Below are 19,502 nucleotides of genomic sequence, written 5' to 3' on the forward strand. Positions count from 1 at the left end.
ATCGATACTGGGCTACCGCGAGATCTGGGCGTCACGCCTCAGCACGCCTGCAAAGTCGGGTTCAGCAAGCCATATCGCTGCCGACGCGCCCTTCGCTTTCGTCCTTCCAGCACGGCAGCACGCGTCTCTTTTCATCTAGCACCTCTTCCGGCACTTACGACTCGGCGAATCCGTGCCATGTCGCGCTGCCGCCAGGTGAGATGTTCATAAACACTGCTCCAGTACATGCCGAAAGCGAAGCCAAACAAGAGCTCCTCTATAGGCAAACCACCCGGACGCCAGGCAAGCAAGGCCCCCAGGTTCCAGACGGCCTCAACGTAACCGGGCCAAAACCACTTCAACCCGAGCAGAAAGACCGCATACAGCGCCAGAAAAACGCCTCCGCCGAAGAGTGTGTTTCGCCAGAGATCCAGCCGGCAGAAGAGTGTTGCCATTGCCCCTGAAAACATCGCCAGAATTCCGGGATATATGGGGTTCCAACGCAGCACCATCAGGCCACCGAAGACAAATAATGGACAGGCTAGTGCCATCAGATGCCAGCGATGCTGTGGCATCGATCTCGCTCGGTGATCCATGCTTCTGAGTGGTAATGAAGTTAAGGCGCGATAGCCTGCCACGCCTAGGCCACCGATCGCGAAACAGAAGATCAGGCTTTCAATATCAAAGCCTGTTCGTTGGGCCAGGTCAAACAGGCTGGGTGGATTCCAATAGGCGGGCACGAACAACGGCTCTGTCAGACCGAAGGGGGTGGTCAGCATGCTGGCCCAAAGCATGGGACGGCGCAGTTCGGGGCGGAAGTAGAAGAGCAGTGCCCACGGCACCATAAATGCTGAGGCCCAGATTAACCATGTGTAGCGGAAAGATGGATCGTCGGTCACGCTGTTGCTCCCCAAGTGAGATGATTTTCAAAGTCCGGCGACGTGCTATGTGGGGTTTTGAGTCGAGGGCGATCCGCCAAAGTTCGGAATAAACCGAGGTGTTCGGCTCGCGTAGCGATCCCATTCATCCCCAAAACGCTGTGCCGATTCGCGCTCCTCCGTATAGGAAAGCCGCACGTACATCACACACAAAATTGGGAACATCACCAGCGTCAGCACTGTTGGCCACTGCAACAGGAAGCCGAACATGATCATCACAAACGCCACGTACTGGGGATGCCGAACCCTTCCATATGCGCCACTTTGAGCAAGTGTTCCTGCACGCTGGTTCGCGTACAACACCGACCAAGCTGCGGACAGCAGCCAAAAGCCGCCGCCGATGAATAAGGCGCTGAGCAGGTGAAATGGGCCGAAGTGGGGATTAGCACGCCAGCCGAACATCACCTCCAACAAATGACCTGCATCGTGCGAGAGGAAGTCCACCCCTGGAAACTTGGTGCTCAACCATCCCGACATCAGGTAGATGGTTAGCGGGAAGCCATACATCTCGACAAAAAGCGCCACCAGAAACCCGGAGAAGGCACTGAACGAGCGCCAGTCTCTTGGGCTCTGGGGTTTGGCGAAACTAAAAGCGAAAATAATAAATACCAGTGAATTGATGACTACTAGCGTCCACAGCCCATAGGCCGGTGCAGAAGAATGGTCCATGTCATTGACTCCCAGATAGGTTTAGTGGTGGTGGGTGCCAGATGACGCAGATGCGCCCGGCTTCGGGGTACTCTCTCCGGGCACCGCGTCTTGTTCGCGGCGACCGGGCGTATCGTCAGATCGATGTTCACGGTGGCCCCCATGACCGCCGTGGAACATATGCATCAACACGCAGCCCCCCAAGAGCAGGAAGGGCAGCCAGCCGAAAAGATGAGCGCGATGTTCTGCCAAAAGGAAGAACAGAGCGACCGCTGCAAAGCCGGCGAATATCCAAGTGGAGGCCTTGCCGCACTGCCGCCGGCGTGAGGAAAGTGAGCGTTTCATGTGAAGGTCCTTTCGAGAATCGTGGGTGGAAAAAATACAGGGCTCAAAGGCCGTGTACGGGATGTCAAAATGCGTGGCTCTTCATTCATGGCCAGTTTCCTCAGAGTCCGGTTCTATGACACGGATGCTTTATGAGCTGTCACCATCGAATGGCGTCGATCGGGATAGGTGTATTTCATAATCTTCCGTATAAGGTTGTGAACAGATGCTCCTCGGTAGCATCGCGCTGTAGACGCCACTGTTCCAGCGCACCAGAAATAAGTTTCCCCGCTTCCTCTTCCCGTAAGCGCCATGGGTTATCTTTGGATGCAGCCTGTCGGTTCTGCCGGACCCACTCTGCGGCGAAGGTCACCCAGCCCATCGCCGGAGTCACCTGCGACGAGAACAGGTAGCGCCGCAGACGCATCGGGTGGCCCCACTTTTGCATGAATGCAGACACCGGATTGGCACTCCCCTTGATCCAGGGGCTGACCCAGGTGCGATATGCCAACTCGTTCCACTGCGACACTACCGCTACTTTCTCGAAGGCCTTACGTGGATAGTTGAACTGCAAGTCCTCGATACGTCGCTCCTCGAAGGAGACTTTGTGCCTTGGCAATGACGTATCCCCGCCAGCTGGTTTTCCAGCGCCGCGCACTGCCCGGCTTTTGACCGGCTCTCCCAGCTTCATCTCATACAGCCCCGGTGCCAGATTCTTGAAGGTTTCGATGTTTTCCAGGATGGCTCGGTGTTCATGTTGTGCAACGCTGGCTGACACGAAAATTCCCAGGTGCCCAACATGCGGATTGAGAAGGTACACGATGCGCTGTCCCGCGGCTTTGAGCGCAGCCGTGTCAGGGTAGATCGCGGGAAGCCAGGCCAGCGCCTGATGCGGTGGGGTGATGTTGTCGCCGCTGGAGGCGAAGATCACCATCGGATTGCGGATGCGTTTCAGGTCTACGACGCAGGGGTCGGCCATATCGCACGAGTCGAGTTGGACCTGGCCTTGCTCTAGCCGATTTCCGATAAACAGATTCTCAACGGTGGCAAGGATTTCTTCGCGACTGAGGAAGAAGTAGCTGGACCACCAGCGTTCGAATTCAAGGAAACGTTCGCGTTCGGTATCCACATGGGCGTAAAGGTTGTAGTTCTTATCCCACCAAGTGTTGGCCGGATTTAGACCCTCAAAGTTTTGCACCAGCCAAGCGCCATCGAGCCGTCCACTGCCAAGATCGGCCATCAGGTGCGTGATCCACTCGCCGCCCAGCAAGCCGCCAGCAAGGCGCATCGGGTTCACTTCTTCAGCGCCAGCCCAATACGACAGAGGCGAGCCATTGAGCACTGCCGGGCCGTCAAGACCTTCACATTCAGCGGCCAGCAACGCCACAGCCCAACCACCCTGACAGTTGCCGTAAAGAACCGGTGCCACGCCGTGGCGACGTACGATCTCACCTACGAAGGCGTGCAGTGCATGGATAACGTTACTGAGCGTCTGGCCCGGGCAAGGCTCGGGGAAGAAGCTAGCGAAATAGGTCGGGTGCCCCTCGTGCAGCGCCACGCCAACCTCGGAGTCGTGCTTGAAACCGCCGATACCTGGACCGTGGCCGGCCCGCGGATCAATCACCAGAACCGGCCTCAGGTCTTGTCGCACGAAATCTCTGGCATGTGTGGGGCCACAGCGTGTGATGCGCAGCAGCGCGTAGTTGGCGGGTTCGTCGAAAGTCCGGGCATCCAGCACCATTTCATGCTCAAAGTCGAGCAAAGGCGGCTGCCCGGCGCGCTCGTGAGCAAGCATGTTGTCGCCACGTTCGCGTAGTACGTCGAAAAACAGCACGCCGCGTTGCACAGAATCGATGTAATAGCGCCAAGCGGCATCCAACGCCCCGAAATTATCCGTCGCGGCATGTATTTTTGGCACGGCAGACTCGCCGGGTGAGGCGTTTGTGACGGGCCTGGCTGAAGACCTGGCCTCTGTTGTGATGCCTCGCCCAGGTTTCCCCTTAGGACGACGCGTGCTTGTGCTCATGATTTATCCTTCGATGTTTTGAACAATCTGAGTCCAGATCGCGTGGAACCGAGTACCGCTTTTTCATGATGAAACCCCTGCGGCCGTTGTCGCTGAAGCTTGCGGCTTCTGGTGCCTAATGCCGGCGAGCTTGGTGCGTTTTAGTAGCAATGCATTGATTGCTACCAGCGCCGAGCTGCCGGACATAGACAGTGCCGCGACCTCGGGCGACAGCGTGAAAGGGTAAAAGACGCCGGCCGCCAGAGGAAAGGCAATCACGTTGTAGCCGACCGCCCACCACAGGTTCTGGTGCATCTTGCGCAGCGTGGCGCGTGACAGCTCGATGGCGCCGACCACGTCGTAGGGATCGCTCTTCATCAAAATGACTTGGGCGCTCTCCATCGCCACGTCAGTGCCCGCGCCAATTGCGAAGCCCACATCAGCCTGTGTCAGGGCCGGAGCGTCGTTGATACCGTCGCCGACCATGCCGACCTTATGCCCCTGGGCCTGCAGCTCTTTGATCTTGGAGGCCTTCTGGCCAGGCAACACATCGGCCAGAACGATGTCGATGCCGAGTTCTTTCCCAATCCGATCCGCTGTAGACTGATTGTCCCCAGTGATCATCGCGACCTTCACACCGCGCTCCTGCAGCTTGGCGATCGTTGCCATGGACGTTGGTCGGACGGCGTCGGCAATGGCAATTAGGCCTATAAGCTTGCCAGCCCGAGCGACATACACCACGGTGCGGCCGCCGCCCTGAAGACGGGAAGCTTGCGCAGAGAGCGCTTCCAAGGCGACTTTTTCAGATTCCATCAGCTGACGATTGCCGAGCAAGACATTTTCATCGTTGATAGCTGCGCGAGCGCCCTGCCCATCAATATTGGTAAAACCCGTCGCGACCTCAGTCGGTGTGGTGCCAGCTCGCTTGAGTATCGCAAGCGCCAAAGGATGCTCGGAGAACTTCTCCACAGCTGCTGCCGTGGCCAGCAGTTGCGCGTCGTTGACACCTGACGCGGTGACCATCTCCACGACGTCAGGCTGTCCGAGCGTGAGCGTACCCGTCTTGTCGAAGACGATGACTGTCAACTTGGTGGCGTTTTCCAGCGCGGCAGCGTTCTTGAAGAGGATGCCGTTCATGGCCCCAAGTCCGGTCCCGACCATGATGGCCATCGGGGTGGCCAGCCCAAGGGCGTCGGGGCAGGCGATCACGAATACCGTGATCGTTAAAGTCAGGGCGAACAGCAAAGGCTGGCCCAAGACCCAGAACCAGACGCTGAAGGTGAGCAGCCCAACGAGAATGGCAGCCAGCACCAGCCATTGCGAGGCCCTATCCGCGAGTAACTGGCCCGGTGCCTTTGAGTTCTGCGCCTCCTGGACTAATTTGACAATCTGCGCAAGCGCTGTGTCGGCGCCGACCTTGGTAGCCTTGTAGCGAAGGCTGCCGCTTTTGTTGATCGTAGCGCCGATGACTGCATCGCCAACGACTTTTTTCACTGGCATGGATTCGCCGGTCAACATGGACTCATCAACCTGGGAACCGCCCTCAAAAATTTCGCCATCCACCGGAATCTTGTCTCCCGGTTTGATGACGACTGTCTCACCAACCAATACCTCGGCGGTAGGGACCTTGACCTCGACGCCACCGCGCAGTACTGTGGCCATGGGCGGGGCAAGGTCCATCAAAGAGCGGATCGCGTCCGAAGCCCCAGCGCGCGCCCGCATCTCCAACCAATGTCCCAACAAGATGAAGACCAGCAACACGGCTGCCGCTTCATAAAACACTTCACCTTCATAAATGAAAGTGGCGCCGATGCTAAAGACGTACCCCGTGCCGACCGACAAAACGACCAGGGTCGCCATGTTCGCGACCTTGTTACGCGCAGCACGCCAAGCAGCGATGAAGAAGGGCCAGCCCGGATAGGCAATGGCACCTGTCGCGACGACGAACAGGAAAAGCTTGCGGTCGATGCCGAACGGGGTAGCAAAGTCGCCAAACATCTGCCCCATTGGTGAATATAGAAACACTGGAATTGCGAACAATAGAGCTACAAGGAAGCGGTTGCGCATGTCCTTGGCCATGTCTTCCATCGACATGCCCGGTGCGTGACCCATGTCATGCATCATGTCGGTCTTCCCGTTAGCAGAAGGGTCGCCATGACCATCGTGAGAACCATGGTCGCCATGCACCGCTGGCGCAACTTTCACATTGGCTCGCAGCTCAGTCGCCGAATCGCCGCCAATGCTTTGGCGCCCTGCGCCGCTAGGCATGGTGTGCCCGGCATGCCGGGTATGTGCATCTCCTGCCGTCTTATGCTCCTCCGGAGCGCAAACATGGGCTGGGAGGAGTTGGCCGCGGCAGTGATAGCCGCAGTCGATCACGCGTTGCCGGATAGTTTCAAGCTCGATTCGCGATTCATCATAGTGAACGGTCGCGCTGCCGGCGACGTAGTTCACGTCTACGTGATGGACACCCGGAAGCGTAGAGAGCTGCTTCTCAACGCCAGTGGCGCTCAGTGTGGAGACCAGATCGCCAACCTCGATGGTTTTTGTTTTCATGCATATTCCAATACAAATAATTCAGCGGGCCAACAGCCTGGCGTCGCTTGGAGTCGAATCGCAACCATGGTCAGCGGGAGCTGCCATGTGGCCATCTCTTTTGGGCTTGTCTTTGCGGCTCTTCCTGCTCATGGCTGGGCCTATTGACCTTGATCTGCCGGGCGCGCCTTGGCCGGGTAGCCAAGGCTGGTGATCGCCAATTCAATTTGTGCGGGCGACACTTGGGAAGGATCAGTCACAACGGTAGCGACGCCCGGATTCAAAGTCACTTCGGCGTGAATGACTCCGGAAATTTTTTTCAGCGTACGCTGCACGCTACCCGTGCAACCGCCGCAAGACATTCCGCTGATATCAAATTTAAGTGTGTGCATGGTAAGTTTTCCGTGAGTTGAATTGCCTAAGCCCGTGTATAGATTCGCCTTCACACCTTGACGCGAAAATTGATCATCATCCCGCCGTCTTCGTGTTCCAGGTTGTGGCAATGGAGCACATAGGTCTGGTCGCCGGGGTAATCGTGGGCGAAGTCGATCGCCACCCGCACCGTTTCGCCGGGCCAGACCAGCACGGTGTCTTTCCAGCCGAGGTCGCTCACGGTGCGGCCTTGGCCGAAGCGCGCCGTGGCCGCTACCTGGGGCGGGCTGCCGATGCGTTCGAGCACCTGAAACGAAAAGCCGTGGATGTGCATCGGGTGCGGCATGCCCAGCGCCGGGTTGCTGATGCTCCAGATTTCCACTGCACCGCGTTTAACGTCGAATGCGATTTCGTCCATGCGAAAGGTGGAACCGTTGATCAGGAAGCGCATTTGCCCCATTGACAGTTCGATCTTGCGCTGCGCGGTGCCGGACGTGGCAATCGGCTTGATCTGGGACAGCGTGGCCGGCAGTTTGGCGACGACGCGTTCGCCGGCCGTGACCGACAGTTTCAAGAGGTTGAATTCCAGGCCCAGCGGCAACCGTGACGAGGACATGCTGGCCATCATCTGGCCCATGCCCATGCCCATGCCGCTCATACCCGGCATGCCGCCTGGGCCGGCAGCAGGTCCTTCGTTTTCCATCGCATCGAACGCCAGACTCCTGAGAAAGATGTCCTCACCGGGCCGCGCCTGGCCTGCGTCGAACAGCACGTCAAGGCGCTCACCCGGCGCCAGAAAGGCTTCGCTCACCGTTTCCGGACGTTCGATCAGGCCGCCGTCGGTGCCGATGACGGTGAAGTCCAGCGCCTTGTTTCCCTTGACGAAGGCGAGCCGGTAAATGCGCGCATTCGACCCGTTGAGCAGCCGCAGGCGGTAGGTGCGCGGTGTGACGGCCTGCACCGCATTGGGCGTCAGGTTGGCGAGCACGATGTCGCCGAGCCAGCCCATCATGGCTTCATGCGCACCAGGCTTGTACAACAGCCTGCCCTGCGCGTCGAACTGCTTGTCCTGAATGACCAGGGGCAGGTCGGTGACGCCAAGCTGCAAGTCAAGCGCCTTGCTCAGTCGGCGCTGGTCGTCGTCATCCACCAGGAAAAAACTCGCCAGGCCGTGATAGGCCTGTTCGGCAGTCAGCTCGTGCGCGTGTGTGTGGTACCAGTAGGTGCCGCCGCGGTTGCTCACCTTGAAGTCATACGCATAGCGACCACCGGGGCCGATGGTGCTGGCCGGGTGGCCGTCCATGGCGGCGGGCGTGTGCAGCCCGTGCCAGTGGATGATGGTTGGCTCCTGGAGCGCGTTGTCCAGGCTGGCCGTGAAGCGCGCGCCGCTCTCAATGCGCAAAATAGGGTTCTGGTAGGCCTTGCCCGCCTGCTCGGTCTGGTACAGCAAGAAGGGGGATTCGCGGCCGGGCAACAACGGGAAGCTCGCTGCGGTGGTGCGAATTTTGAGCGGCCCGGCGACATCGAGCACCCCAAACGGCCCGCTGCCGACAGGAATGAACAGCTTTTGCTGGAAATTATCTGCGGCCACCGGATCGAAGGGATAGTGGCGAAACGGCCCGCCTGCCAGCGCCCTGGAACGAGGCGATCCGTAATACATCCAGACGGCGCCCCCGGCGGCGGCCACGGCTGCCACACCGGCAAACTGAAACAGCTGTCTTCTCTTCAACATATAACTTACCTTTCCAAGTCTCAACTATTCCGTCAGCGCGCTAAAGCCGGCAATCAACGCGTCATTCGATTCAGCAGCCAAGCAAAAAAAGTCCCTGCCAATAGCGCCCAAGTGCTCAGTACGAGCAGCGCCGTCAAGAAGCCCTGCCATCCGAATGGCCGGGGCTGAACCATGCTGTTGAAATCCATGCCGTGGAACAGACTGTTCATAAAGCCCAAAAAAGGACCAGGCGCCAGAAACCAGACCAGCGCGCATAAAGCGTAGAAAACCGCGACGGTTATGGCGAGCGCGATGCCTGTTCGAATGGGGGTCATGATCACCTTCCCGCAGGAACCGGCATGCGATCCATCATCATCTGCATCATTGATTGCATCATGTCCATGCGCTTTTCCATAACCTGGTGGTGCGTAGCCATGTCGCTCTTTTGCACGCCTGTCATGCCCCCCATGGTGCCTGCAGACATTCCCTTCATCATGGCCATGCTGTCCTGCATGGTCTTCATGTGTTCAGCCATCAAAGCGTTGCGCTCCTCTGGAGTTTTAGCGGCCATCATCTTGTCGTGCATCTGTTCCATGGCCTTCATCTGGGTATTCATTCCGGACATGTCGGAAGAGGCCTTGCCGGGCAGGACTTTGGGCGTTGAGGCGGACGCGGCCGGATGATGCGCGTCTTGTTGCGAAGGCTGGGCGGACCACGCGAACGAGCTGCAACTGGTAATTACAAGCGCAAGTGAAAGTGAACGAACGAGTTTCATTTTGGAATCCTGGGTAAATTGAAGAATTGAATGCAGTGCTCCGCCTCAGGTCACCGATCACAGGCACGTGAGTAAGGAGCCCGTTTTGGTGGAGGACAGAAATCGGTGGGTTAGAGAGCTTGGCGGAGACCGAAAGCCGCGAGCCCTTGGTCGGGCGTCAGAAGCGGCTAAAGCGCCATGCGAGAGTAGCGGACCCGCAAAGGCAAAGGAGGCGGCAAAGGCCGTATAGCGTCCATGCGAACGGGAGTGTCGCCAGACGATTCAGGCAGGACCCAAAGCACTACGACCAATGGCGCTGGACCTAGCTCCGGCTGGTCAAGGCCGAAATGCTGCTTGGTCATAACCTTCGACTCATCGCTGCAGAATTTCTGGCATGGAGCCTTGGCGGCATCTGCGGCAGCGTGGTCGCCGCCCACCTGTACATGAACATGTTTATGTTCATGATGTGAGTCAAGCGTAGAAGTGGCTTTAGTAGCATCCACCACGTGAACATGCGGGTGCGCGTCGTGCGCATCCAGCAGACAGGCATTGACAGCACCAGAAGTTATCGCAAACGTCCATAGCATCAAAACCACGAATGCGGTGTTGCGCTTAGTTCGTTTGCCTGATAGCAGTGTCATGTCTGGTGTGAATTAGGTTCAACCGATATTAGAACGACGCTGCTGGAATTTATTGATCTAAATCAAACACCTCGCCAAAACTTCGGAATCCAGAAGAGCTACGTCTTGTCATCGCGCCTGTGCGTCGTTGAACGTATTCTGCAAATGCCGCAATTCAGTCTTGAGACATATGTCCGGTTCATACAGACGTGCAAACACAGCACTCAAATTTCATAGGTACGTCGACTTGGGACATTCCGACCTGGGATGGTGATCAGTCTTTAGCTGGGGTTTTGTAGGAACAGTCCCCTGCCCTTACGATTTTGCTGAAAGCGTAGTTCTGATTAACCCCTCATCCTTGCACTACGAATGGGTACGTTTATCTCTGCCACTTTCTCAACCTAGAGGCGAAAAGGTCATAGCAGGTGAGAAAGACTGTAACTTTTATAGCTTGACTTGAGTGAGGTTCATCTTTCCAAAGTCAGATACAGTCAAGATGGCGATTTATGAGGACGATTGATGCACGATACGGTTTCTTTACTAATTGATCACTGGAAAAATGACCCCCATGGCACGTACAACACCTGGTTTCTCTGGGAAGAACGCCTCAAGAACTTTCGCTCAATTCGCAGGGGCATTGGTCAGGTGGTACGAGACATTGATGCCGGAACTTTTGGAAACGCCTACCGAGGTTCATCCTTGCAAACGGTTGTCGGGTCAGTCGCTGAGCAGAGGCAAATATTTAAGGGCGCCGACCACGCTTTTTTGTGGAAGCCCAAACTGCGCATACCGGACATTTATGAGCATGAGGCCAACCAGCGCGCCTTCGCGAGGCTCTTGAACGCCTGCGACTGCTGCGATACCGCAGAGGCGGTTGTTGACGCGATCCAGAAGATTGATACGCTCAAGATTAAGGGCCTGGGCCCTGCCGTTGCCAATTTACTTTATTTCATCCATCCAACCCTTGTTTGTCCTTTCAACACGGCCATCGTCAACGGTTTCAATGCTGTTACAGGAAGCAACGTGAAGTTAGGCCGATGGGACCACTATCTCTCGATGCGCGAGGGATTGATTCGGCTCAATGAGCAGCATCGCCACAAGCTGTCCAACGATCTGGGTGCCATTGCTGGCTTGATGTTTGACGTCGGTAGTGGGCGCTATGCAGCACCGCCCCGGGTTGAAGACCCCGCGATGCTTGCACTCTGGGAGGCGGATTTGCAGCGCGTCCGCAATGAATCCGCTGCGGCCGAGAAACAATGGCAACTGGCTCGAGAAAGCGATGCCACGCACACCGAGATTCAGGGGTGGTTGCGAGATATGGGCAGGTCGCTGGGTTTTGACGTCTGGATTGCGTCCAACGACCGCGGGCGAGCGCATGGTGACGGTTTCCTGAGAGACGGTTGCCTGCAGCAATGGCCGGCGGGCAATGGGCAGGGTCTTGATTCCGTGCGCCTGATTGACGTCATCTGGCTCGAACGAGGTAGCGCACATGTAGCGGCCGCCTTCGAAGTGGAACACTCCACATCGATTTATTCTGGAATCGTTCGCATGCTTGATCTTGCTCTGGGTACTCAGGTCGGCGCCGCAAGCACGCTGTTTTTGGTGGCCCCTGACAATCGGCGGGACGAGGTAGCTCAGCAGCTCAAACGACCTGCGTTTTCGCGGGTTTCCGAACTGGGTATCCGGTATCTTCCCTACAGTCAATTGAAAGAGCATCGGGCGACCATCGAGCGTTTCGGATCCAGTATCAAACCCCTGATGGAGATATCCCAATTGCTCTGAACCCGCTTTCATCACGGCGCGCTTGCCGGGTCCACAGCCGGAAACACCAAAATGAATGTCGTTTTGACCCCCTGTTGGCTTTCGACCCGAACGTGACCCCGATGAGCGGACATGATGGAGCGCACAATAGCCAAGCCTAAACCTGTACCGCCGCTTGAGCGAGCGCGACCGTCATCAACGCGGTAGAAGCGATCAAATATACGATCGAATTCTTCAGGGGCAAGTCCCTCTCCATGATTACTCACGGCAAGGGTTACATGTCGCCCCTCTTCAGCGACCATTACATCGATCTGAGAGTCGCCGGTAGCGTGACGTATAGCGTTGGAAAGCAGGTTTGTAATCGCGCGCTGTACCAGCGAGCTGTCGCCCATGATGGTGGCTTCTCCTGTCACTACTAAAGCGAGATTTTTTTCGTCAGAAATCAACGAAAGGAACTCAGTGACCCGGCGGGCCTCCTGAGCGAGGTCAAGTGGACGCGCATGGAGTGGGCTGGCTTGGGAATCTGAACTTGCGATAAACAGCATGTCCGAGATGAGTAAAGCCAGGCGGTCCAGCTCTTCTATATTTCCCTCCAGCACACCTTGAAGATCAGCCGCCGAACGTGTCTGGGAGAGCGCGACCTGGGTTCGTCCCAAAAGTGTTGCCACGGGAGTTCGCATCTCATGCGCCAGATCACCCGAGAAGTCTTGCAGGCGCCGGTAGCCTTTATCAATGCGATCCAGCATGCCGTTGAATTCTTCTGCAAGTTCTGCAAGCTCCAGCGGCAATGTGGTCGTGGACAGACGCTGATTCAACGACTTTGCACCAATTGAGGCTGCCAGCCGGTTAAAACGTCGTAGCGGCGTCAGGGCTGTACGGGCGATTAGCCAAGCTCCTACGGCAACGAACAGAAGGAGCACGGGCAGGCCAACCAGCGTCGCATTCATAAAACCCGACAACAGCCGTACGTCGTGTCGGCGGTCCAGGGCCAGTTCAAACCTGATTGGCAAACCATCGGCGGTCGACATGGTGCCCTGCAATTTGCTTTGACGTTGCCCACTCCAGGCAGACCAAGCGCGAAAGCTCTGCTCATCAGGCTCGATCTCTGAATCCACGTTGCCCTTGGATGCCCCGGGGCCAAAGGTTGCAATAGCTTGATCTGAGGCGGCCCCCATAAACATCAATTGGAGATCGTCGTGACCGATCAACAGATCTTCAAAGCGATGTCGGTTCTCATTGATCGCCGTGGAGGAAGGAACTTCCGACAAGAGATGGGCCAACAAATCCCTTTTACCCGCCAGTTCGGCCTGTGATCTGGCATCGAGTTGTTGGGTCAGCGCCCACAAGGCCACCGTTGTAGCACCGCCCGCAACCAACAGCCCAAAAAGAGCGCTGGCCGCCGCAATGTGAGACGCCAATGAATTCCTGGATATCCAGGTCCGCATGCTGGAGTTCAAGGATTCTCCCTGGATTCCAGCACATAGCCAACGCCGCGCACGGTGTGGATCAACTTGTTTTCGAAAGGATCGTCGATTTTCAGGCGCAGGCGCCGCATCGCCACTTCCACCACATTGGTGTCCGACTCAAAGTGGATATCCCAGACCAGCGATGCAATCTGCGTTCGGGACAACACCTCGCCAGATCGTTGAGCCAGAAGGGTCAGCAGCGCAAATTCTTTAGCTGAAAGATCAATACGCTGTCCAGCGCGTGTGGCCCGGTGCCTTACCGGGTCAATTTCCAGATCTCCAGTCAAAAGAACCGCTTCTGGCCTGATGAGGTGATTGCGTTTGAGAAGCGTACGAACCCGCGCCAAAAGCTCCGGGAACTGAAAGGGCTTGACCAGATAGTCGTCTGCACCCAGATCAAAACCTCTGACCTTGTCGTCGGTTTTGCCACGAGCGGAGAGCATCAGAACAGGCACCTGCCTGGATGTGCGAAGCGCTGACAGCACAGCAAATCCGTCAATGCCTGGAAGCATGACATCCAGAATAATGAGATCGTGATCGCCCGTGACGGCGACATGCAGGCCATCCGTTCCACTATGAGCTACTTCCACGGCATACCCGCTTTCGCTCAATCCCTGGCGGACATATTCAGCTGCCTTGGGCTCATCATCAATCACCAGGATTTTCAAAAAATGCCTCCCATTGAGATTACCGATCTGTAATCTGCGGGCCAGCATGGTGAAGGCCCTGTTTTTTTAAAGTAGGACCCGTGATGCAAAGGTTGCATCGCAGTCATCCCAGTGTTGGGGTGGCACTTTGCAAGATGTTCTACAGGAGTTCCATCATGAAATCGAAATTTATTGCTTCCACCGTTGTCGCCATTGCCGCTCTGAGCGGTGTCAGTGCGTTCGCACAGTCCAATATCCAGAATCGCCTGGAGGGCGAAGCGTCTACCAAGATTGTTTTTGACACTGCGCCCAGCAACCTGACCCGTGCCCAGGTCCAGGGCGAATATCTGCAAGCCAGAAAAAACAACGCTTTGCCCTTGAGCGATGAAGCCAGCTTTTCGCCAGCGGTTGCACAAACCAGCAACCTGACGCGTGAGCAAGTTGTCGCCTCGATGGGGAAAGTTCATGCTTTGGACGGCAGCGGCTCGCTGACGCAACACTGAACGGAAGTATGAAGGTGGCGAGGCATTCCTGATCCTCTGCCAGTAGCTATCGCCGACCATCCTTCTCACCCCGAAAGGCCGCCCGGTTTTACCTTGGCGGCCTTCGTCATTTTGAGAAACGCTTTGCCACAACAGACCAACGACTCTCGCGCAAGATGTATAAGGCACTGCAAAACAGCCTGTTGCCCTGAATAACAGTTTTGTAATCAGGAGGTCAGCGTCTTGTATGGGCCCACTTTCTAAAGTTGGAACCGTGATGCAGCAGTTGCATCGCAGTCGACTCAAGTGGGTTGACTCACTCAAAGTAGTTTTAGGAGACTCATCATGTTGATTCGCAAAACCGCAGTTGCCCTGGCCCTCATTGGCGCATCCATCCCTGCTGCATTCGCCAACAACGGAATCAGCGTTGTTGGTGGAGAAAAAGGGTTTGACTTTCACGCTACGCCCAGCCTGAAAAGTCGAGCCGACGTGCAGAATGAGCTCTTTGCATCCAGGAAAAATCCGACCATCGCGGATGGCGGCAAATCCCTTGCTGGCGGAGCGCTCTATGTCTTCCCTCAGCACAGCTATATCTTCAAAGATGGCGCGCCGGTTCACGCCGATACCCTGAACCACGACTCGCCGAAGTCCAGCCTGACCATGACCTCGGATGAGCGCCAGGCGCAGATCAGGCTGCAGGGCCTGTAAGGCCGTAGACACATCAAGCCCAAAGCCGGTTGCCTGGCAATCGGCTATCCATCAACTCAAACGGAAAATACACCATGAAATCCACTCTGAAACTCTCCTTTGCTACCTTTGTTGTTTCCATTGGCATGAGCGGTATCGCACTCGCTGCACCCGACAACGTGTCGAGCATGACCGTCGCAACAGCATCAACCACAGGCGTCCAACTGACGTCAGGCGAAATTCGCAAGGTTGACCTTGAGCAGGGAAAGCTGACCATCAAGCACGAAGCTCTTGAGAACCTGGATATGCCCGGCATGACAATGGTCTTCAAGGCGAGCGACGCCAAGCTGCTCAACGGCGTCAAGCAGGGTGACAAGATTTTGTTTCGCGCCGAGAAAACCGATGCAGGTTTCATGATCGTGCGACTGGAGCAGGCCAAGTAAGTAGCCCAGTCAGGCTTTGGGTGTGCCGCGCAAGCGCAATGCGTTTGTAATGACCGAGGCGGAACTCAGGCTCATTGCCAGCGCAGCGATCATCGGAGACAACAACCAGCCGGTAAAGGGAAAGAGCAGGCCGGCGGCCAAAGGAACTCCGAGCGCGTTGTAGACGAAAGCAAAACCAAGGTTCTGCTTCATATTGGCGATAGTGGCTTCCGAGAGTTCGCGCGCCGTGGCAATACCGCGCAAATCCCCCTTGACCAGGGTGACTTGTGCACTGTTCATCGCCACATCGGTACCTGTGCCCATCGCGATCCCAACATCCGCTTTGGCCAGGGCCGGCGCGTCGTTGATGCCATCCCCTGCCATGGCCACCACCAGCCCTTGCGCCTGCAAGCGTTCGACCAGCGCCAATTTGTCGGCAGGCTTGACCTCTCCGTGTACCTCATCAATGCCCAAACGCTGACCCACAGACTTCGCCGTCGTCAGGCCATCGCCTGTCGCCATGATGATCCGGATCCCGGCGTCTCGCAGTGTTTTGAGCGCAGCCGGCGTGCTTTCCTTGACCGGGTCTGAAACTGCCAATAGACCGGCAAACTGTCCATCCACGGCCAATGACATGACACTTGCGCCGCCCAGCCGGAACGCTTCTGCCTGGGCCTGCTTGGCACTGTCGGTGGTGACCTTGTCTTGCGCCATCAAGGCGGCATTCCCGAGCGCTAGCCGCTTACCATCAACCACTCCGCGCACGCCGATTCCGGTGGCTGATTCGAATTCTTCGACCTTTGAAAGGGTCATAGACTTGTCCCGGGCTGCACGCACGATGGCATCAGCCAGAGGATGTTCGCTGCCTTGATCCAGACTGGCCGCAAGGCGTAACACCTCGTCTTCGCTATAGGGCTCTGCAGCAAATACCTTTTCGAAGACCGGGCGCCCTTCAGTGAGCGTTCCTGTCTTGTCCACAATCAGGACCTGGACCTTGCGGAAGTTCTCAATCGCAGCCGCGTCACGAAACAAGATGCCCTGTGTCGCACCACGACCGGTGGCAACCATGATGGACATGGGTGTGGCCAGGCCCAGGGCACAAGGGCAGGCAATGATCAGCACGGAAACCGCATTGATCAGGCCGTAGACCCAACTCGGCTGTGGCCCAAAGAATCCCCAGACCAGCAGCGTCAGCAAGGCTGCGGCAACCACTGCCATCACAAAATACCCGGCGACCTGGTCTGCCATGCGCTGCATTGGCGCCCTGGAGCGCTGCGCCTGGGCAACCATTTGAACTATTTGTGAAAGAACTGTCGCCGATCCCACATGCTCGGCGCGCATTACCAAAGCGCCCGAGGTATTGAGCGTGGCGCCAATCAGTTTGTCCCCTGCTCGCTTGGTAACAGGCAAAGGCTCACCCGTGAGCATGGCTTCGTCGACGGCACTGCTGCCATCTGTCACCACCCCATCAACGGGTACCTTCTCGCCAGGGCGCACCCTCAGCAGATCTCCTTCATGGACGTGTGTCAGCTCAACATCTTCTTCTGAGCCATCCGGCTTGATGCGGCGTGCCGTTTTAGGGGCCAGACCCAGAAGCGATTTGATGGCCGCCGATGTCTGCGACCGCGCCTTGAGCTCCAGCATCTGGCCTAGTAAGGTAAGGGAAATGATGACGGCCGCGGCTTCAAAGTAAACCGCCACACGGCCCATGGCTACAAACGAGGGAGGAAACACGCCCGGGGCAACTGTAGCGACCACGCTGTAAATGAATGCGGCAGAGGTGCCAAGGCCAATCAGGGTCCACATATTCGGACTGCGGTTGACTACAGACTGCCAACCGCGCACGAAGAATGGCCATCCCGCCCAAAGAACGATAGGCAGCGAAAGCACCAGCTCCACCCAGCTTTGCGTTGCCATGGCGAACAATCCAAGCTGGTGCCCGAACATTGCCAGGACAGTGACCACGACCGTCAGCGGCAGCGTCCACCAGAAACGTCGTGAAAAATCCTTGAGTTCAGGATTTTCATCATCATCCATGCTGGGCATGAGCGGTTCGAGTGACATACCGCATTTGGGACAGTGACCGGGATGGTCCTGACGTATCTCCGGATGCATGGGGCAGGTATAAACCGTGCCCGCGACTGCCTTGAACGTTTCAGGGGCAGCCGTCTCCTGCTTTGGCTTCAGGTAGCGCGCAGGGTCCGCAACGAATTTTGCCCGGCACCCTGCACTGCAAAAGTAATATGGCCGTCCCGCATGCTCATGTTTATTGGGGGACTGCTCTGTGACGTTCATCCCGCATACGGGATCCTTCAATTGTCCAGCTGAACTGGTCGGTGCTTCGCCCGCCTCGGCCTTCGCGTGGTCCATGGCTGGAGAATGGTTATGACCATGTGGATGATGTTCGTTTTTTTCCATGGTGGGCAGCTTCCTGTAAACGGGTTAAGACGCGAAGCCTTGATCATCGTCGGCGCTTCTTGCGGTTTCTGGGGGGCGAGCCTTTAGGCTGACTTCCAGGTCTTTTCAGCTTTCTGTCGCGCCACAGAAAGTAAGCGATAAAAAGCAAAAGTATGACGGCCGCAGCGCCCCCCGCAATCAGCGCATTGCCCAACAATTCGCGGGGAGCATAGATCAGATTGCGAAATTCGTGTGCCATCAAAATTCATCTGATTAATTGGATGTCCAATCCAGGCTGCTGAAACACCACAGCGCTTACGCCACCTGTGGCATTCCTGAGTCCAGACTTACTTGGATGGCTGCAGGTCGGTCACCACGAAGGCACCGTTGGACTTTTCAGCCTTGAAGCGCACCTTGTCACCAGCCTTGACCTTGTCCAGCATCGCAGGATCTTTCACCTGAAACACCATGGTCATGCCAGGCATGTCGAGGTTCTTGATATCGCCGTGTTTCAGCGTGATCTTTTTGGTGTCCATGTCTACCTTGCGCACTTCGGCTTCTGTCATGTCGCCAGCAGGTGCGGCTGCTGTTTTTTTGCTGTCCATGGCCATAGGCGCCTCGGCTGGCTTCATGGCTGTTTGTGCATGCGCTGCGCTGGTTGCGATAGCGGCAAGGATCAGAAGGGTCTTGAGGTTTTTCATGATGGTTCTTTCAGTGGTTAACGGTTGATTACGATAAAGATTTCTGGGGGTAAGACTGATAAATGCGAGTACTGCCGTCCCTGAGGACGAGTAGCACATCAAAGGCATCCTGGATATTGCCCATTTCCATGCCTGGTGAGCCCGCAGGCATCCCCGGCACAGCCAGGCCAAGAGCGTTGGGCTTGTCACGAAGCAGGCGCCGCATTTCCTTTGCAGGAACGTGGCCTTCCAGCACGTAAGTGCCCAGCAGTCCGGTGTGACAGGATCCGAACTTCTCAGCCAGTCCGAGCTTTTGACGCACGGGTGCCGTGTCTTTGACGTCGTTGGTCACGACTTCAAAGCCGTTGCTGCGCAAATGGGAAACCCATTCATTGCAGCAACCGCAGTTAGGTGTTTTCCAGACGGTCACCCGGTCTTTCGGCGAAGCAGCCAGTACGCCCAAGGGCTGACCGAATGCAACAGCACCCGCCAGCCCGAAGATCAGCCCTGAGGCTGACCGTCTAGACACCGGATCAGTGTTTATGGTCACCATGGCCATCTTTCTTTGGTGCGGCCTTGCCACCAGCGACAGTCACGAAACCTTTCATGCCGGCGTCGTAATGACCAGGCTGCAGACAGGCAAAGTCAATTTTTCCTGCCTTGGTGAATTGCCAGATGATTTCACCCGTCTTGCCTGGAGCGACGGTAACCATGTTGGCGTCCGCGTGTTCCATCTCCGGGTTCTTCTTCATCACCTCGTAGTGTTCCTTGAGCTCCTTTTCGGTCCCCAGCACCATTTCATGCTTGACCTTGCCGGAGTTCTTGACCACAAAGCGGATGGTTTCACCTTGCTTGGCAGTCACATTGGGAACGCTAAAGCGCATGGAGTCAGCCATGTCCATGGTGATGGTCCTGGTGACCTTGGAGGCCACGCCGGGCTTGCCTATGGCTTCATCGTCGTGGCCGCCGGCGTGTGTGCCGGATGCCATGGCTGTCAGGGCCATGAGGAGAGATGGAACTGCGATCAGGAGATTGCGTGTTTTCATTGGAATTACCTTTCTTTCTGGGTTAACG

At 56.7% G+C, this 19,502-nt stretch carries 20 protein-coding genes; 5 read left to right on the forward strand and 15 right to left on the reverse strand.

Annotated features, from left to right (window positions below; genetic code table 11):
• Positions 1-131: 131 nt before the first annotated feature.
• From HYX42_RS19760 to HYX42_RS19800, 9 genes are all read right to left on the reverse strand, one after another.
• On the reverse strand, positions 132-878 hold the full coding sequence (locus HYX42_RS19760) for a lycopene cyclase domain-containing protein (protein WP_293406350.1): 747 nt from the start codon (positions 876-878) through the stop codon (positions 132-134).
• Between the two features lie 45 nt (positions 879-923).
• Complete coding sequence (locus HYX42_RS19765; protein WP_293406352.1) at positions 924-1,586, reverse strand: isoprenylcysteine carboxylmethyltransferase family protein; 663 nt, start codon at positions 1,584-1,586, stop codon at positions 924-926.
• A 21-nt stretch (positions 1,587-1,607) separates the two neighbouring features.
• On the reverse strand, positions 1,608-1,910 hold the full coding sequence (locus tag HYX42_RS19770; protein ID WP_293406354.1) for a DUF2933 domain-containing protein: 303 nt from the start codon (positions 1,908-1,910) through the stop codon (positions 1,608-1,610).
• Positions 1,911-2,085: 175 nt separating this feature from the next.
• Entirely contained in the window at positions 2,086-3,915 is a 1,830-nt protein-coding gene (locus tag HYX42_RS19775) for a DUF3141 domain-containing protein (protein ID WP_293406356.1), read from the reverse strand.
• A gap of 63 nt (positions 3,916-3,978) precedes the next feature.
• Positions 3,979-6,450 (reverse strand): cation-translocating P-type ATPase, encoded by a 2,472-nt coding sequence (locus tag HYX42_RS19780; protein ID WP_293406358.1) that lies wholly within the window; start codon positions 6,448-6,450, stop codon positions 3,979-3,981.
• A 140-nt stretch (positions 6,451-6,590) separates the two neighbouring features.
• A complete protein-coding gene (locus HYX42_RS19785) occupies positions 6,591-6,821 on the reverse strand; it encodes a heavy metal-associated domain-containing protein (RefSeq protein WP_293406360.1) in 231 nt (76 codons plus the stop codon).
• A gap of 50 nt (positions 6,822-6,871) precedes the next feature.
• Positions 6,872-8,533: a multicopper oxidase family protein gene (locus HYX42_RS19790; RefSeq protein WP_293406362.1), complete on the reverse strand. Its 1,662-nt coding sequence runs from the start codon at positions 8,531-8,533 to the stop codon at positions 6,872-6,874.
• A gap of 53 nt (positions 8,534-8,586) precedes the next feature.
• On the reverse strand, positions 8,587-8,847 hold the full coding sequence (locus tag HYX42_RS19795) for a DUF5676 family membrane protein (protein WP_293406364.1): 261 nt from the start codon (positions 8,845-8,847) through the stop codon (positions 8,587-8,589).
• A 2-nt stretch (positions 8,848-8,849) separates the two neighbouring features.
• Positions 8,850-9,287, reverse strand: a complete 438-nt coding sequence (locus HYX42_RS19800; RefSeq protein ID WP_293406366.1) for a hypothetical protein — start codon at positions 9,285-9,287, stop codon at positions 8,850-8,852.
• Positions 9,288-9,613: 326 nt separating this feature from the next.
• On the opposite strand from HYX42_RS19800, the gene HYX42_RS19805 reads away from it, so the two are divergent.
• Positions 9,614-9,736 carry a hypothetical protein gene (locus HYX42_RS19805; protein WP_293406368.1) on the forward strand — a complete coding sequence of 41 codons (123 nt, stop codon included), beginning with the start codon at positions 9,614-9,616 and terminating at the stop codon, positions 9,734-9,736.
• Between the two features lie 669 nt (positions 9,737-10,405).
• Positions 10,406-11,668: a type II restriction endonuclease gene (locus HYX42_RS19810; RefSeq protein ID WP_293406370.1), complete on the forward strand. Its 1,263-nt coding sequence runs from the start codon at positions 10,406-10,408 to the stop codon at positions 11,666-11,668.
• Between the two features lie 11 nt (positions 11,669-11,679).
• Here the strand turns inward: HYX42_RS19810 and HYX42_RS19815 are convergent, their stop codons facing one another.
• Together HYX42_RS19815 and HYX42_RS19820 are read right to left on the reverse strand one after the other, a co-directional pair.
• Positions 11,680-13,104 (reverse strand): heavy metal sensor histidine kinase, encoded by a 1,425-nt coding sequence (locus HYX42_RS19815; protein WP_293406372.1) that lies wholly within the window; start codon positions 13,102-13,104, stop codon positions 11,680-11,682.
• A complete protein-coding gene (locus tag HYX42_RS19820) occupies positions 13,101-13,781 on the reverse strand; it encodes a heavy metal response regulator transcription factor (RefSeq protein ID WP_293406814.1) in 681 nt (226 codons plus the stop codon). The genes HYX42_RS19815 and HYX42_RS19820 overlap by 4 nt, the downstream gene beginning before the upstream one ends.
• Before the next feature lie 155 nt (positions 13,782-13,936).
• Here HYX42_RS19820 and HYX42_RS19825 point away from each other — a divergent pair, with 155 nt between their 5' ends.
• The 3 genes from HYX42_RS19825 (at position 13,937) to HYX42_RS19835 (ending at position 15,372) form a co-directional block, all read left to right on the forward strand.
• Positions 13,937-14,263 (forward strand): DUF4148 domain-containing protein, encoded by a 327-nt coding sequence (locus HYX42_RS19825; RefSeq protein WP_293406374.1) that lies wholly within the window; start codon positions 13,937-13,939, stop codon positions 14,261-14,263.
• A 324-nt stretch (positions 14,264-14,587) separates the two neighbouring features.
• Positions 14,588-14,950 carry a DUF4148 domain-containing protein gene (locus HYX42_RS19830; protein ID WP_293406376.1) on the forward strand — a complete coding sequence of 121 codons (363 nt, stop codon included), beginning with the start codon at positions 14,588-14,590 and terminating at the stop codon, positions 14,948-14,950.
• Between the two features lie 74 nt (positions 14,951-15,024).
• The gene (locus tag HYX42_RS19835; protein ID WP_293406378.1) at positions 15,025-15,372 is read left to right on the forward strand and encodes a copper-binding protein; all 348 of its coding nucleotides are present in this window, start codon (positions 15,025-15,027) and stop codon (positions 15,370-15,372) included.
• A 9-nt stretch (positions 15,373-15,381) separates the two neighbouring features.
• Here HYX42_RS19835 and HYX42_RS19840 read toward each other — a convergent pair whose 3' ends face one another.
• The 4 genes from HYX42_RS19840 to HYX42_RS19855 all read right to left on the reverse strand — a co-directional run bounded on the left by HYX42_RS19840 (position 15,382) and on the right by HYX42_RS19855 (position 19,474).
• On the reverse strand, positions 15,382-17,769 hold the full coding sequence (locus tag HYX42_RS19840; RefSeq protein ID WP_293406380.1) for a heavy metal translocating P-type ATPase: 2,388 nt from the start codon (positions 17,767-17,769) through the stop codon (positions 15,382-15,384).
• Positions 17,770-18,095: 326 nt separating this feature from the next.
• On the reverse strand, positions 18,096-18,449 hold the full coding sequence (locus HYX42_RS19845; protein ID WP_293406382.1) for a copper-binding protein: 354 nt from the start codon (positions 18,447-18,449) through the stop codon (positions 18,096-18,098).
• A gap of 28 nt (positions 18,450-18,477) precedes the next feature.
• Entirely contained in the window at positions 18,478-18,981 is a 504-nt protein-coding gene (locus tag HYX42_RS19850) for a DUF411 domain-containing protein (RefSeq protein ID WP_293406816.1), read from the reverse strand.
• Entirely contained in the window at positions 18,962-19,474 is a 513-nt protein-coding gene (locus tag HYX42_RS19855) for a cupredoxin family protein (RefSeq protein WP_293406384.1), read from the reverse strand. Before HYX42_RS19855 ends, HYX42_RS19850 begins: the two co-directional genes overlap by 20 nt.
• Positions 19,475-19,502: the final 28 nt, after the last annotated feature.

It is taken from the genome of Polaromonas sp., assembly GCF_016185115.1.
In the GTDB taxonomy this organism is placed as follows: Bacteria; Pseudomonadota; Gammaproteobacteria; order Burkholderiales; family Burkholderiaceae_C; genus Polaromonas.

Coding starts and splice junctions, on each gene's coding strand:
- HYX42_RS19810 (WP_293406370.1), top strand. CDS start 10,406: ATGCACGATACGGTTTCTTTACTAATTGATCACTGGAAAAATGACCCC.
- HYX42_RS19850 (WP_293406816.1), bottom strand. CDS start 18,981: ATGGTGACCATAAACACTGATCCGGTGTCTAGACGGTCAGCCTCAGGG.
- HYX42_RS19830 (WP_293406376.1), top strand. CDS start 14,588: ATGTTGATTCGCAAAACCGCAGTTGCCCTGGCCCTCATTGGCGCATCC.
- HYX42_RS19790 (WP_293406362.1), bottom strand. CDS start 8,533: ATGTTGAAGAGAAGACAGCTGTTTCAGTTTGCCGGTGTGGCAGCCGTG.
- HYX42_RS19780 (WP_293406358.1), bottom strand. CDS start 6,450: ATGAAAACAAAAACCATCGAGGTTGGCGATCTGGTCTCCACACTGAGC.
- HYX42_RS19825 (WP_293406374.1), top strand. CDS start 13,937: ATGAAATCGAAATTTATTGCTTCCACCGTTGTCGCCATTGCCGCTCTG.
- HYX42_RS19785 (WP_293406360.1), bottom strand. CDS start 6,821: ATGCACACACTTAAATTTGATATCAGCGGAATGTCTTGCGGCGGTTGC.
- HYX42_RS19770 (WP_293406354.1), bottom strand. CDS start 1,910: ATGAAACGCTCACTTTCCTCACGCCGGCGGCAGTGCGGCAAGGCCTCC.
- HYX42_RS19795 (WP_293406364.1), bottom strand. CDS start 8,847: ATGACCCCCATTCGAACAGGCATCGCGCTCGCCATAACCGTCGCGGTT.
- HYX42_RS19805 (WP_293406368.1), top strand. CDS start 9,614: ATGCTGCTTGGTCATAACCTTCGACTCATCGCTGCAGAATTTCTGGCA.
- HYX42_RS19855 (WP_293406384.1), bottom strand. CDS start 19,474: ATGAAAACACGCAATCTCCTGATCGCAGTTCCATCTCTCCTCATGGCC.
- HYX42_RS19845 (WP_293406382.1), bottom strand. CDS start 18,449: ATGAAAAACCTCAAGACCCTTCTGATCCTTGCCGCTATCGCAACCAGC.
- HYX42_RS19775 (WP_293406356.1), bottom strand. CDS start 3,915: ATGAGCACAAGCACGCGTCGTCCTAAGGGGAAACCTGGGCGAGGCATC.
- HYX42_RS19835 (WP_293406378.1), top strand. CDS start 15,025: ATGAAATCCACTCTGAAACTCTCCTTTGCTACCTTTGTTGTTTCCATT.
- HYX42_RS19765 (WP_293406352.1), bottom strand. CDS start 1,586: ATGGACCATTCTTCTGCACCGGCCTATGGGCTGTGGACGCTAGTAGTC.
- HYX42_RS19840 (WP_293406380.1), bottom strand. CDS start 17,769: ATGGAAAAAAACGAACATCATCCACATGGTCATAACCATTCTCCAGCC.
- HYX42_RS19800 (WP_293406366.1), bottom strand. CDS start 9,287: ATGAAACTCGTTCGTTCACTTTCACTTGCGCTTGTAATTACCAGTTGC.